The organism is Pseudomonas abietaniphila, from assembly GCF_900100795.1.
GTDB classification, from domain to species: domain Bacteria; phylum Pseudomonadota; class Gammaproteobacteria; order Pseudomonadales; family Pseudomonadaceae; genus Aquipseudomonas; species Aquipseudomonas abietaniphila.
Window position 1 is genome coordinate 62857 of record NZ_FNCO01000015.1, and the last position, 12846, is coordinate 75702.

General features: G+C 60.3%; 13 protein-coding genes. 11 read left to right on the top strand and 2 right to left on the bottom strand.

Translation table 11 applies throughout. The annotated features are described in order from the left end of the window. Positions 1-8: 8 nt before the first annotated feature. A complete protein-coding gene (gene cobF / locus BLS87_RS24695; RefSeq protein WP_074756642.1) occupies positions 9-770 on the bottom strand; it encodes a precorrin-6A synthase (deacetylating) in 762 nt (253 codons plus the stop codon). Positions 771-885: 115 nt separating this feature from the next. Between cobF and BLS87_RS24700 the strand changes: the two genes are divergently transcribed. The 10 genes from BLS87_RS24700 to BLS87_RS24745 all read left to right on the top strand — a co-directional run bounded on the left by BLS87_RS24700 (position 886) and on the right by BLS87_RS24745 (position 11247). Beyond that, entirely contained in the window at positions 886-1254 is a 369-nt protein-coding gene (locus BLS87_RS24700; RefSeq protein ID WP_279616230.1) for a type II toxin-antitoxin system RelE/ParE family toxin, read from the top strand. Continuing rightward, positions 1247-1567 (top strand): helix-turn-helix domain-containing protein, encoded by a 321-nt coding sequence (locus tag BLS87_RS24705; protein ID WP_074756646.1) that lies wholly within the window; start codon positions 1247-1249, stop codon positions 1565-1567. Before BLS87_RS24700 ends, BLS87_RS24705 begins: the two co-directional genes overlap by 8 nt. 74 nt (positions 1568-1641) lie before the next feature. Further along, a complete protein-coding gene (locus BLS87_RS24710; RefSeq protein WP_074756648.1) occupies positions 1642-2547 on the top strand; it encodes an AraC family transcriptional regulator in 906 nt (301 codons plus the stop codon). A gap of 242 nt (positions 2548-2789) precedes the next feature. Further along, positions 2790-4112 (top strand): ABC transporter substrate-binding protein, encoded by a 1323-nt coding sequence (locus BLS87_RS24715; protein ID WP_074756651.1) that lies wholly within the window; start codon positions 2790-2792, stop codon positions 4110-4112. 78 nt (positions 4113-4190) lie between these two features. Then, positions 4191-5123 carry a carbohydrate ABC transporter permease gene (locus BLS87_RS24720; RefSeq protein WP_074756653.1) on the top strand — a complete coding sequence of 311 codons (933 nt, stop codon included), beginning with the start codon at positions 4191-4193 and terminating at the stop codon, positions 5121-5123. Positions 5124-5133: 10 nt separating this feature from the next. Next, positions 5134-5967: a carbohydrate ABC transporter permease gene (locus BLS87_RS24725; RefSeq protein ID WP_074756655.1), complete on the top strand. Its 834-nt coding sequence runs from the start codon at positions 5134-5136 to the stop codon at positions 5965-5967. 174 nt (positions 5968-6141) lie between these two features. Then, positions 6142-7245 carry an ABC transporter ATP-binding protein gene (locus BLS87_RS24730; RefSeq protein ID WP_074756657.1) on the top strand — a complete coding sequence of 368 codons (1104 nt, stop codon included), beginning with the start codon at positions 6142-6144 and terminating at the stop codon, positions 7243-7245. 34 nt (positions 7246-7279) lie between these two features. Beyond that, positions 7280-8779 carry a mannitol dehydrogenase family protein gene (locus BLS87_RS24735; protein ID WP_074756659.1) on the top strand — a complete coding sequence of 500 codons (1500 nt, stop codon included), beginning with the start codon at positions 7280-7282 and terminating at the stop codon, positions 8777-8779. Between the two features lie 21 nt (positions 8780-8800). Beyond that, on the top strand, positions 8801-10282 hold the full coding sequence (xylB, locus tag BLS87_RS24740; RefSeq protein WP_074756661.1) for a xylulokinase: 1482 nt from the start codon (positions 8801-8803) through the stop codon (positions 10280-10282). Positions 10283-10305: 23 nt separating this feature from the next. After that, positions 10306-11247, top strand: coding sequence for a carbohydrate kinase family protein (locus tag BLS87_RS24745; protein WP_074756663.1), 942 nt, complete (start codon positions 10306-10308; stop codon positions 11245-11247). A 78-nt stretch (positions 11248-11325) separates the two neighbouring features. Here BLS87_RS24745 and BLS87_RS24750 read toward each other — a convergent pair whose 3' ends face one another. Further along, on the bottom strand, positions 11326-11748 hold the full coding sequence (locus BLS87_RS24750) for a winged helix-turn-helix transcriptional regulator (RefSeq protein ID WP_074756665.1): 423 nt from the start codon (positions 11746-11748) through the stop codon (positions 11326-11328). Positions 11749-11832: 84 nt separating this feature from the next. Between BLS87_RS24750 and BLS87_RS24755 the strand changes: the two genes are divergently transcribed. Continuing rightward, complete coding sequence (locus tag BLS87_RS24755; protein ID WP_074756667.1) at positions 11833-12690, top strand: SDR family oxidoreductase; 858 nt, start codon at positions 11833-11835, stop codon at positions 12688-12690. The last annotated feature ends 156 nt before the right edge of the window (positions 12691-12846 follow it).

The window sequence follows — 12846 nt, forward strand, 5'->3', positions numbered from 1 at the left end:
GGACGCGTTCAATCCAGCGGGCGGCGTAGCAGGTAGGTGTCCATGATCCAGCCCTTCTCTGCTCGCGCCGCTTCGCGGGTGCGCTTGATCTGCTCGCAGACCTCGCGCAGCGGACCGGCAATCAGGATTTCATCCGGCGTCCCCAGATAAGCGCCCCAATAGATGTGCAGGTCCTGGTCGAGGAACTCTTCGAAGGTGGTGCGCGCATCCAGCATCACCACCACGTTGTCGAGTTCGGCGCCTGGCTGCCGAGCCAGACGCCGGCCGGTCGTGATCTGGATGGGTTCACCGATGCGGTTCAAGGGCACGCGGTGTCGTGCGGCCAGGGCCTGGATACTGGTGATGCCTGGAATCACCTCGTAATCGAACGCCTGCCGGCCTCGCGCCAGCACGCGCTCAAGGATCCGCAACGTACTGTCGTACAACGCCGGATCGCCCCAGACCAGAAACCCGCCAATCCCCTCTTCCCCGACCTCATCGGCGATCAGTTGCTCGAACAGCGCCGCACGCTGCTCATGCCACTGCTCGATGCCATTGCGGTAGGACTGCGGATCGTCTTCGCGTTCAGGGTCACGCACTTGAACCAGCCGGTAATCATCGCCCTGGATGTGCTGCTCGCACAGGTCCCGGCGTAACCGCACCAGATCGTCGCTGGCGTACCCCTTGTCGAGAATAAAAAGTACCTTCGCCCGGTTCAGCGCCTTGATGGCCTGAACCGTGATGTGCTCCGGATTGCCCGCGCCGATGCCGATGACGAGGATTGTTTTCATATGCTTACAGTTCCGACGTAGCGTTGAAGGTGACGAGTCGCAATAGTGACGGCCCCGGCCCGTTGGAGCAAAGTCAACAGGTTGACCTCATACCCATATAGGTATAATTTCCAGCATGTCATACGGATTTGAAAAGCCGCTTTTTTGGGTGGCCAGTAGCAGAAAGGATCTCAGCAGCATGCCCTCGGTTGTGCAAGACACGTTCGGATATGCCTTGTACCTCGCGCAAACGGGTGGCAAACATTCGGAAACCAAACCACTTAAAGGTTTTGGCCATGCCGGTGTTCTGGAGATTGTCGAGGACTTTCATGGGAACACCTATCGCGCCATCTACACAGTGCGTTTCGGCGATGCGGTCTACGTACTTCACTGCTTCCAAAAAAAATCCACGAAAAAAACGCAAACACCTCAACACGACATCGCTCTCGTCAAAAGTCGACTGCTGGCAGCGGAAGCTCATTGGAAAGGACTGACCCATGACTGAAATGGAACAGGGTAGCGGTAACGTTTATGCCGACCTCGGGATCGCCGACGCGAACGAGATGCTGGTCAAGGCGCAACTGGCCGCCAAGATCGGCAGCATCCTCAAGGCGCGACATCTGACTCAAGCCCAGGCGGCAGAAATCCTGGGCATCACACAGCCCAAGGTGTCGGAAATGTTGCGAGGAAAGTTCAGGGGCATCAGCGAAACTAAAATGATTGAATGTCTGGCGCGCCTTGGGCGTGATGTTCAGATTGTGGTGAAGCCAGCGCCACGCTCACGCAAGGAAGGTAAGGTCGAAGTGGTTTTCGTTTGAGGCCTCGTCTCTGTATTACTTGGGTTAATTAGTGCACATTACGCCCAGGCTCTCCCCTGAATCCCGGCAACAGCATGACCAAAACAACAAGAATCACCGACCCTTCCTACGAGCTGATGGACGACCACAACGGCCTGTCGATCATCTACCGCGAACACGGTTTTCCCTGCCCGCTGGTGCGCTGGCATTTCCACAAGGAATACGAGTTGCACCTGATCGTGGCCAGCTCTGGCAAGGTGTTCGTCGGGGATTACATCGGCAACTTCTATCCGGGCACGCTGTTTCTCACCGGGCCCAACCTGCCGCATAACTGGATCAGCCAGGTCGAGGAAGACGAGGTCGTGCCCAAGCGCGACATGCTGGTGAACTTCACCGAGGAGTTGCTCAACAGCGGTAACCAGGTGTTCGCCGAGCTCAAGACCCTGACGCCCCTGCTGGAGCGTGCGCAATACGGCATCGAGTTTCGCTGCAAGCGCACGATCCGTCAGGCCATGAAGCTGATGCAGAAGATCGCCGACTCCTCCGGGATGACCCGCCTGGGCCATTTCTTCATTCTGCTGGAGTTACTGGCCGCCAGTGACGACTTCCAGCTGCTGTCCGGCACCATGGCCTCGCAGCTGTCGGACGATCACGCAGTCGAGCGCACCAACAAGGCCGTTGAATATATCTTCGCTCACTATGCACGGGAGTTGACCCTGGAAGAGGTCGCCGACCATTTGGGGATGAAACCCACCTATTTCTCCCGGGTGTTCAAACAGGCCACGGGGCGCACGTTTGTCGAGTTCGTCAATCGCCTGCGCATCAGCAAGTCCTGTGAACTGCTGGCCGATGGCGAGAAGCCGGTAACCGACGTGTGTTTCGAGTCCGGTTTCAACAATATTTCCAACTTCAACCGGCGCTTTCAAAAGCTTAAAGGCATGACACCCTCGCACTATCGGCGCCTCGCCGTGCAGCGGCTGACTGAGCAAAACCTGTACTGATTCACCCACTTCCCGCCTTCGTCTACTACGCTGGAACTGCGCCAGGCCCTGCCGGAACGCCGTTTCGGTGTGCCGCCGCCTGAACTCCCAGTGCAAGAAAGTATCAGTTCCAGTGCGTCGCAGGATTTGTCAACGTCCCTGCAGACCGTTGTAATCAACTGACCTTCTTCCATGTCTCCGGAAGGAACAAAAACAATAACCAAGCTTCTGCCGTCCTTCGGGACACAGAAGAGGAGTGATAAATGAAGACCTCTGCAAAAGTTCTGCTGGCTGGCACCTGTCTGACACTCTCAACCCTGGCCACCCTGGCCGAAGCTGGCGACGTGACCATCGCCACCGTCAACAACAGCGACATGATCCGCATGCAGCGGCTGTCGAAAACCTTCGAAGAACAGCATCCCGATATCAAACTCAAGTGGGTCGTCCTCGAAGAGAACGTACTGCGCCAGCGCCTGACCACGGACATCGCCACCAAGGGCGGTCAGTTCGACGTTCTGACCATTGGCATGTACGAAGCCTCACTCTGGGGCGCGAAAGGCTGGCTGAAAGAAATGGACAACCTGCCAGCGTCCTATGCGCTGGATGACGTTTTTCCGTCCGTGCGCGACGGCTTGTCGGTCGACGGCAAACTCTTCGCCCTGCCGTTCTACGCCGAGAGCTCGATCACCTATTACCGCAAGGACCTGTTCAAGGCGGCCGGCCTGACCATGCCGGAACGTCCGACCTGGACGCAGATTTCCGAATTCGCCGACAAGCTCACCGACAAATCGAAAGAACAGTATGGCATCTGCCTGCGTGGCAAGGCCGGCTGGGGTGAAAACATGGCATTGATCACCACCGTGGCCAACGCTTTCGGGGCGCGCTGGTTCGACGAACAGTGGAAACCGCAGTTCGATCAGCCTGAATGGAAAAACGCGCTGACCTTCTACACCAACGTGATGAAGAAAGACGGCCCTCCTGGCGCTTCGAGCAACGGCTTCAACGAAAACCTCGCGCTGTTCAACAGTGGCAAATGCGCCATCTGGGTGGACGCCAGCGTCGCCGGTTCATTCGTCACCGACAAGTCCCAGAGCAAGGTGGCCGACAACGTAGGCTTCACTTACGCTCCACACGAAGTGACCGACAAGGGCTCGGCCTGGCTGTATTCGTGGGCCTTGGCCATTCCGACCAGCGCCAAGAACGACAAGGACGCACGCGCCTTCACCGAGTGGGCGACGTCCAAAGAGTACGCGGCGTTGGTGGCCGAGAAAGACGGCGTGTCCAACGTGCCGCCAGGCACACGCGCGTCGACCTACACCGATGCGTACAAACAAGCCGCGCCGTTCGCCAACATCACCCTGGAATCGCTCAAGGCCGTGACGCCAAAATCGCCGACCCTCAAGCCTGTGCCTTATGTCGGCATCCAGTTGGTGACCATCCCTGAGTTCCAGTCGATCGGTACGTCCGTGGGCCAGCAGTTCTCTGCGGCGCTGGTCGGCACCTCTTCCGTCGATCAGGCACTGACCAACGCGCAGAGCGTGTCCGAGCGTGAAATGAAGCGAGCCGGTTACCCGAAAAAGGGATAACGCCCGTTGCTTCAAGGCAGCAGTCGGCAACCCGCCACTGCTGCCACGTTCACGCTTTTGCCCCGGTTCGGAGTCATCATGAACACGTCAACCATTACCCCTCGTACGGCCTCGACCGACGAAAAGTCCTCCTCCAAAGGCAGCGTCACCAAACCCGGCTGGTTTCTGGTCAGCCCGTCGGTGTTGTTGCTGCTGGTCTGGATGATCGTCCCGCTGGGCATGACCATTTACTTTTCGCTGATTCGTTACAACTTGCTGAACCCGGGCGAGAACGAATTCGTCGGGCTCGAGAACTTCGAGTTCTTCGTGACCGACGCAGGCTTTTTGCCAGGCGCCCTGAACACCCTGCTGCTGGTCGGCAGCGTGCTGGCCATCAGCGTGATCCTCGGGGTATTGATCTCGGCGTTGCTGGAAGCCAGTGAGTTTCTGGGTCGCGGGATCGTGCGCGTGTTGCTGATCTCGCCGTTCTTCATCATGCCCACGGTGAGTGCACTGATCTGGAAGAACCTGATCTTTCACCCGGTTTCCGGGATTCTTGCCTCGGTCTGGAAGCTGTTCGGCGCACAGCCCGTGGACTGGCTGGCGAATTACCCGATGCTGTCGATCATCATCATCGTGTCCTGGCAGTGGCTGCCGTTCGCCATCCTGATCCTGATGACCGCCATGCAGTCCCTGGACCAGGAGCAGAAAGAAGCCGCGCGGCTGGACGGTGCAGGCCCCATCGCGATCTTCTGGCACCTGACCCTGCCTCACCTTGCGCGCCCCATCGCCGTGGTGGTCATGATCGAAACCATCTTCCTGCTGTCGGTGTTCGCGGAAATCTTCACCACCACCAACGGCGGTCCGGGCTTCGCTTCGACCAACCTCGCCTACCTGATCTACAACCAGGCGCTGTTGCAATTCGACGTGGGCATGGCATCGGCAGGCGGCTTGATTGCCGTGGTCATTGCCAACATTGCCGCCATCATCCTGATCCGGATGATCGGCAAAAACCTCACCGACAAGTCTTGAGGGCAAGGTCATGATGACGCTCAAACAATCCCGTCGCCTGCAAAGCGTGCTGCTCGGCACCTTGTCGTGGGCGATCGCGGCGCTGATTTTCTTCCCGATCTTCTGGATGGTGCTGACCAGCTTCAAGACCGAGATCGACGCCTTCGCCACGCCGCCACAGTTCATCTTCACGCCGACCCTGGAAAACTACCTGCACATTCAGGAACGCAGCGATTACTTCCACTTTGCCTGGAACTCGATCCTGATTTCCTTCAGCGCCACACTCCTGTGCCTGCTGATCGCGGTGCCGGCCGCGTACTCGATGGCATTCTTTGAAACCAAACGCACCAAAAGCACCCTGCTGTGGATGCTCTCCACCAAGATGCTGCCGCCGGTGGGCGTGCTGATGCCGATCTACCTGCTGGCCAAGACGTTTGGCCTGCTGGATTCGCGCATCGCCCTGATCGTGATCTACACGTTGATCAACCTGCCGATCGTGGTCTGGATGATTTACACCTATTTCAAGGACATCCCTGGCGAGATCCTCGAAGCCTCGCGGCTGGACGGTGCCACCACGCGCCAGGAAATTTTCAGGGTGCTGATTCCGATCTGCAAAGGCGGTCTGGCTTCCACGGCGCTGTTGTCGCTGATCCTGTGCTGGAACGAAGCGTTCTGGTCCTTGAACCTGACCTCGTCCAACGCCGCGCCACTGACCGCCCTGATCGCCTCCTACTCAAGCCCTGAAGGTCTGTTCTGGGCCAAGTTGTCGGCGGTGTCGACCTTGGCCTGTGCACCGATCCTGATCTTCGGCTGGATCAGCCAGAAACAACTGGTCCGCGGGCTTTCATTTGGTGCGGTGAAGTAGCCGGAGTGAAATGACATCCACCCTGTAGGAGCGCGCTTGCCCGCGATTGCGGTGCATCAAGCGATAAATTCTGCGTTGAGCCACCGCAATCGCGGGCAAGCGCGCTCTTACAGTCGGTGTAGAGGTCTAGTGATCATCTACAGCAATTCTTGAAGAATAAAACTGGAGCCCCACATGGCTAACCTGACAATCAGAAATCTGCAAAAAGGCTTCGACGGCCACCAGATCATCAAAGGCATCGACCTGGACGTCAAAGACCGTGAGTTCGTCGTCTTCGTCGGTCCGTCCGGCTGCGGCAAATCGACCCTGTTGCGGCTGATCGCAGGCCTTGAAGACGTCACCAGCGGCAGCATCGAACTCGATGGCCGAGAGATCACTCAAGTCACCCCGGCCAAACGTGACCTGGCGATGGTGTTCCAGACCTACGCCTTGTACCCGCACATGACCGTGGGCAAGAACCTGTCGTTCGCGCTGGACCTGGCGGGCACACCGAAAGCCGAGGTCGAGAAGAAAGTCGCCGAAGCCGCCCGCATCCTGGAACTGGGACCGTTGCTGGAGCGCAAGCCCAAGCAGCTGTCCGGCGGACAGCGTCAACGCGTGGCGATCGGCCGCGCCATCGTGCGCAACCCGAAAATCTTCCTGTTCGACGAACCGCTGTCCAACCTCGACGCCGCACTGCGCGTGCAGACCCGTCTGGAGCTGTCGCGCCTGCACAAAGAGCTGGAAGCAACCATGATTTACGTGACCCACGACCAGGTCGAAGCCATGACCCTGGCCGACAAGGTGGTCGTGCTCAACGGCGGACGCGTGGAGCAGGTCGGCTCGCCGCTGGAGCTGTATCACCACCCGGCCAACCTGTTCGTCGCCGGCTTCCTCGGCACGCCGAAAATGGGCTTTCTCAAAGGCAAGGTCAGCCGTGTCAGCAGCACCGGCTGCGACGTCACGCTGGACGCTGGCGCCACCATCAGCCTGCCGTTCACCAACGCGCAACAGAGCGTCGGCGATGCCGTGACCTTGGGCATTCGCCCCGAACACCTTGAGCTCGCCAAAGAAGGTGATTGCCAGCTGAAAGTGGTCGCCGACGTCAGTGAACGCCTGGGCAGTGACACCTATTGCCACGTGCGCACGACCTCCGGCGAACCCCTGACCCTGCGGATTCGCGGAGACCTTGCCAGCCAGTACGGGGAAACCCTGAACCTGCACCTGGACAGCACCCATTGCCATCTGTTCGACGCCCAGGGCCAGGTCATTCGCAAGGCCCTGCAAGCCGCCGCCTGAGCCGACGAACATCACAGAATCAGAGACCGCCGTCATGAAACTGAACAAGCAGAATCTTACCAACCTGGGTGCTGGCATCGCATTGCCGACCTACGCCCTTGAAGACCGTCGTCAGGGCATCGCCCACATCGGTGTCGGCGGTTTCCACCGCGCGCATCAGGCGTTTTACACAGACGCATTGATGAACACCGGTGAGGGGCTGGACTGGGCCATCTGTGGCGTCAGTCTGCGCGAGGAAGACCGCGCCAATTTCGAAGCACTGAAGAGCCAGGACTTTCTGTTCACGCTGTTCGAACTGGGCGATACCCCGGACACCGAAACCCGCATCATCGGTTCCATGAGCCAGATGCTGATGTCCACCGACAATGACCTGGCGCTGATCGACAAGCTCGCCAGCCCCGAGATTCGTATCGTTTCGCTGACCATCACCGAAGGCGGTTACTGCATCGACGACAGCACCGGCGAGTTCATGAGTCACCTGCCGCAGATCCAGCACGACCTGCAGCACCCGGCCACACCGAAAACCGTGTTCGGTTATCTCTGCGCCGCTTTGAGCCGACGCCGCGCCGAAGGCACCCCGGCGTTCACGTTGATGTCCTGCGATAACCTGCCGCATAACGGCGCCGTGACCCGCAAGGCGCTGCTGGCGTTCGCCAAACAGCGCGATGCCGAATTGCATGACTGGATCGCCGAAAACGTCAGCTTCCCCAACGCCATGGTCGACCGCATCACACCGATGACCAGCACGGCGCACCGCCTGCAACTGCACGACAAAAAAGGCATCGATGACGCCTGGCCAGTGGTCTGCGAACCGTTCGTGCAATGGGTGCTGGAGGACACGTTCGTCAACGGCCGCCCTGCCTGGGAAAAAGTCGGCGTGCAGTTCACAGACGACGTGACGCCTTACGAAGACATGAAGATCAAGCTGCTCAACGGCAGCCACCTTGCCCTGACGTACCTGGGTGCGTTGAAGGGCTATCGTTTCGTTCACGAAACCATGAACGACCCGTTGTTCGTCGACTACATCCGCACCTACATGGACCTGGACGTCACCCCGCAACTGGCGCCGGTTCCGGGCATCGATCTGACCGACTACAAGCAGACGCTGATCGACCGGTTCTCCAACAAGGCCATCGAAGATCAACTGGAGCGGGTGTGCTCCGACGGCTCGTCGAAGTTTCCCAAGTTCACCGTGCCGACCCTCAACCGCTTGATCGTCGACGGCGGCAACATGGACCGCGCCTCGCTGGTGGTCGCGGCCTGGGCCTTGTACCTGCAAGGCAACAAGAACCGCGACTTCAAGGGCGAGAACGGCGTTGAATACAAGGTCGTCGACCCGCGCGCGGACTTCTGCAAGGCGCTGGTGGCCGATGACGTACTGGTCACGCAACGCCTGTTGGAGGTCGAAGAAATTTTTGGCGCGGCGATTCCGAAATCCGCTGAATTCGTGGCATCGTTCGAGCACAACCTGAACAGCCTGAAGCAACTGGGCGTCAGCAAAACCCTGGAAAACCTGTTAGCGAAAACCGTCTGAGCGCATAGGGAAGAGGTGAACATGTTTCTTGGCATCGATTGCGGCACCCAGGGCACCAAGGCAATCGTCCTTGACGCCGTCAGCGGCAAGGTCCTGGGCGAAGGCTCGGGCGCGCATCACATGATCAGCGGTGCCAACGGGCGCCGCGAGCAGGACGTGCAGGAATGGCTCAACGCCTTCGAACAGGCCACCACCGCTGCGCTCGCGCAGGCCGGCATTTCCGGTGCCGAGATTCAGGGCATCGGCGTGTCCGGCCAGCAACACGGGCTGGTGATGATCGACGAGCTCGGCCATGTGTTGCGCCCGGCCAAACTGTGGTGTGACACCGAGTCGGCACCGGAAAACGACCGGCTGCTGGACTACCTGGGTGGCGAAGCGGGTTCGCTGGAGCGCCTGGGCATTGCCATCGCGCCGGGCTACACCGTGTCGAAACTGCTCTGGACCAAGGAGCAGTTCCCTGAGCTGTTTGCGCGTATCGACAAGATCCTGCTGCCTCATGACTTCCTGAATTACTGGCTGACCGGCCGCTGCTGCAGCGAGTTTGGTGATGCTTCGGGCACGGGCTATTTCAACGTCCGCACCCGCGAATGGGACCTCGACCTCCTGCGGCACATCGATTCGACAGGCCGGCTGGTCAACGCCTTGCCTCAATTGCTGGAAGCCCATGAGGCGGTCGGCACGATTCTGCCGGCGATTGCCGAACGTCTGGGCATCAACCCCAACGCCATTGTGTCCAGCGGCGGCGGCGACAACATGATGGGCGCCATCGGCACCGGCAACATCGCCCCGGGATCGATCACCATGAGCCTGGGCTCGTCCGGTACGGTGTATGCGTTTGCCGACGAAGCCAACGTCAGTGCGCAACCGTCGGTGGCGACGTTCTGTTCGTCGTCCGGTGGCTGGCTGCCGCTGATCTGCACCATGAACCTGACCAACGCCACCAGCGCCATCCGCGAGCTGTTTGCCCTGGACATCGGTGCGTTCAATGCCGCGATCGCGTCCTCGCCCATCGGCGCACAAGGCGTACTCATGCTGCCCTTCCTCAACGGCGAGCGTGTGCCCGCCCTGCCCCACGCCACCGGCAGCATTCTGGGGCTGGACAGCACCAACCTGAATCAGGCCAACCTGTGCCGCGCTGTGGTCGAGGGCACGACCTTCGGGCTGCGCTACGGCCTGGACCTGCTGCGCGACAGCGGCATCAAAAGCGCCAACATCCGCCTGATCGGCGGCGGCGCCAAGAGCGCGATCTGGCGGCAGATCGTCGCCGACATCATGGACACCCCGGTCATCTGCACCACGGGCGCCGAAGCCGCGGCACTGGGTGCTGCAATCCAGGCGGCATGGTGTCATTCGCACGCCCAGGGCACCGGAGAGTCACTGCACGCCCTGAGTGAACGTTGCGTGAGTCTTGACCCCGAGAGCGAAACCCGTCCGGTGGCCGAGCACGTGGCGGCGTATCAACAGGTTTATCAGCACTACCGCAATCAATTGCAGGGCGTTTAACGAACGCCCTTTATGGAGCACCTATGTACCTGGTTTGTGGCGAAGCACTGTTCGACTTTTTCAGTCAGCCGGACGTCGATGCAAAGAGCAACCGCATCGGCTACCAGGCCGTCGCGGGCGGCTCACCCTTCAATGTTGCCGTGGGCCTTCGCCGGCTGGGCGTGGAAGCCGGTTTCTTTGCCGGACTGTCCACCGACTATCTGGGCAAGCGTCTGGCGACCGTGCTCGAAGAAGAAGGCGTGCGTGGCGACTTCCTCATTCACTTCGACGCCCCGACGACGCTGTCGATGGTCGCCGTGGGTGCCGATGGCTCGCCGCAGTACAGCTTCCGTGGCGAAAGTTGCGCCGACCGGCTGCTGACCGTGGAGCACCTCCCTGTCCTGGACGCCAGCGTGCGCGGCCTGCATGTCGGTTCGTTCTCGCTGGTGGTGCAGCCGGTGGCCGATGCCCTGCTCACGCTGGTGCGACGCGAAAGCGGCAAACGCCTGATCACCTTCGACCCCAACGTACGCCTGAATCCGGCACCGAGCATCGAACTGTGGCGCAGTCAGGTGGCGAAATTCGCCGAGCAGGCGCACCTGATCAAAGTCAGCGATGAGGACCTGCACCTGCTGTACCCCGACATCGACGCCGAAACCGTCGCCAAGGGCTGGCTCAAGAACAATTGCCAGTTGGTGATCATGACCCGGGGTCGTCAGGGTGCGACGGTTTTCACCCGCGAGTTGGGCACCTGGTCCGTCCCGGCCCGCGAAGTGAAAACCGCCGACACTGTGGGCGCCGGCGATACCTTTCAGGCGGCGCTGATCACGTTCCTCACCGAGCGTGGACTTGACACCCCGGCCAGCCTGCCGTCGCTGGACCGCGAGACGCTGACACAGATGCTGGACTTTGCCGTGGCGGCCGCTGCGGTGACCTGCACACGGGTGGGACCGGATCTGCCGTATCGCGATCAGGTGGTTCTATAAAATCATGCGCGCGGATGTCGTAAGGTCGTCGTGATAGCGAAAGGCTGCAAAACAGCCGCCGTCGATCTCGCTGCGACGTTATGAGTCTTCAGCCGCCGTCGTCGTGCGGGCTTGCCGTGCGTCCATGATGCGCGGCAGGTTCTGTTCGATCCAGGTGGTCAAGCCGTTCACCTGCATTGCCACTTCTTCACCCAGCGGTGTGAGCCGGTATTCGACGTGAGGCGGGACCACCGGCAGCGCTTTGCGATCAACGAACCCGTCCTGTTCAAGGCTTTGCAGGGTTTGCGAGAGCATCTTTTCGCTGACCCCGCCGATCTTGCGTCGCAGTTCACTGAAGCGGTGCATGCCATCGAGCAACACCACCAACACCAACACGCCCCACCGGCTGCAGACATGGTTGAGGACTTCCCGCGAGGGGCAATCGCGCGCCAGGATTTCGCCCATGCGAATGCGCTCAAGCAGCGAAACATTCTCCGCCGACGGGCTGGAAATATCGTTCATGACACTTACCTTTTTGTGCGTACTTACGAAAGGTTAGCATGATGTCTATGCTGATCGCACATTCATTGTCTGCAGGAAATCATCATGATTGTCGTTACCGGTGCATCGGGCCAGCTTGGCCGCCTCGTCATTGATCGACTGCTGCAAAAAATCCCTGCGTCAGAGATTGTCGCAGCGGTGCGCAGCCCTGAAAAAGCGGCAGATCTGGCGGCCAAGGGCGTACAGGTCCGCCAGGCCGATTACGCACAACCCGCCACGCTGGAGGCCGCATTTGCGGGCGCGAAAAAGATTCTGTTGATTTCATCCAGCGAAGTCGGCCAGCGCGTCGCTCAACATCAGGCCGTGATCGACGCGGCGCAGCGCGCCGGGGTTGAACTGCTGGCATACACCAGCGTGCTGCACGCCGACACGTCACAGTTGGGGTTGGCCGAAGAGCACCGCCAGACCGAAGTGGCGCTCGCCGCCTCCGGCGTCCCAGGCGTGGTGTTGCGCAACGGCTGGTACCACGAAAACTACACCGCTGGCATTGCGGGAGACCTGGCCCACGGCGCGCATTTCGGCAGCGCTGGCGACGGGCGAATCAGTTCGGCGGCGCGCGCTGACTATGCCGACGCAGCGGTGGCCGTATTGACCTCCCGTGACGATCAGGTCGGCCGTGTCTATGAGCTCGCCGGCGACGAATCCTACAGCCTTGCGGAGTTCGCAGCGCAGGTGAGTCGTCAATCAGGCAAACCGGTGGTCTACACCGATCTGCCGGAGGCTGGCTACAAGGCAGCGCTGTTGCAGGCCGGTCTGCCGGAGTTCGTGGCGCAGTTGCTGGCTAATTCCGATACGGCAGCGGCCAAGGGCGCGTTGTTCGACGACGGGCGCCAGTTGAGCAAACTGCTCGGCCGGGCGACGACACCGTTGGCCGTGAGCGTGGCCGCCGCTTTGCAGAGCTGATACCTGCCCTGTGGGGCGAAGTCATTCGCAGGAGCGTGCAGGCGAGTTCGCAGGAGCGTGCAGGCGAGAAAGACGGGCCAGATTCACCACCGTTTCGCGAATGAATTCGCTCCCGCAGGGTCATGTGTGCCTGCGACACCGTTGTAAACCACGGAA

Bases quoted from the DNA above. Each gene is read 5' to 3' on its own strand.
- BLS87_RS24735 (WP_074756659.1), top strand. From the start codon at position 7,280: ATGAAACTGAACAAGCAGAATCTTACCAACCTGGGTGCTGGCATCGCA.
- BLS87_RS24705 (WP_074756646.1), top strand. From the start codon at position 1,247: ATGACTGAAATGGAACAGGGTAGCGGTAACGTTTATGCCGACCTCGGG.
- BLS87_RS24710 (WP_074756648.1), top strand. From the start codon at position 1,642: ATGACCAAAACAACAAGAATCACCGACCCTTCCTACGAGCTGATGGAC.
- BLS87_RS24700 (WP_279616230.1), top strand. From the start codon at position 886: ATGTCATACGGATTTGAAAAGCCGCTTTTTTGGGTGGCCAGTAGCAGA.
- BLS87_RS24725 (WP_074756655.1), top strand. From the start codon at position 5,134: ATGATGACGCTCAAACAATCCCGTCGCCTGCAAAGCGTGCTGCTCGGC.
- BLS87_RS24750 (WP_074756665.1), bottom strand. From the start codon at position 11,748: ATGAACGATATTTCCAGCCCGTCGGCGGAGAATGTTTCGCTGCTTGAG.
- BLS87_RS24715 (WP_074756651.1), top strand. From the start codon at position 2,790: ATGAAGACCTCTGCAAAAGTTCTGCTGGCTGGCACCTGTCTGACACTC.
- xylB (WP_074756661.1), top strand. From the start codon at position 8,801: ATGTTTCTTGGCATCGATTGCGGCACCCAGGGCACCAAGGCAATCGTC.
- cobF (WP_074756642.1), bottom strand. From the start codon at position 770: ATGAAAACAATCCTCGTCATCGGCATCGGCGCGGGCAATCCGGAGCAC.
- BLS87_RS24755 (WP_074756667.1), top strand. From the start codon at position 11,833: ATGATTGTCGTTACCGGTGCATCGGGCCAGCTTGGCCGCCTCGTCATT.
- BLS87_RS24730 (WP_074756657.1), top strand. From the start codon at position 6,142: ATGGCTAACCTGACAATCAGAAATCTGCAAAAAGGCTTCGACGGCCAC.
- BLS87_RS24720 (WP_074756653.1), top strand. From the start codon at position 4,191: ATGAACACGTCAACCATTACCCCTCGTACGGCCTCGACCGACGAAAAG.
- BLS87_RS24745 (WP_074756663.1), top strand. From the start codon at position 10,306: ATGTACCTGGTTTGTGGCGAAGCACTGTTCGACTTTTTCAGTCAGCCG.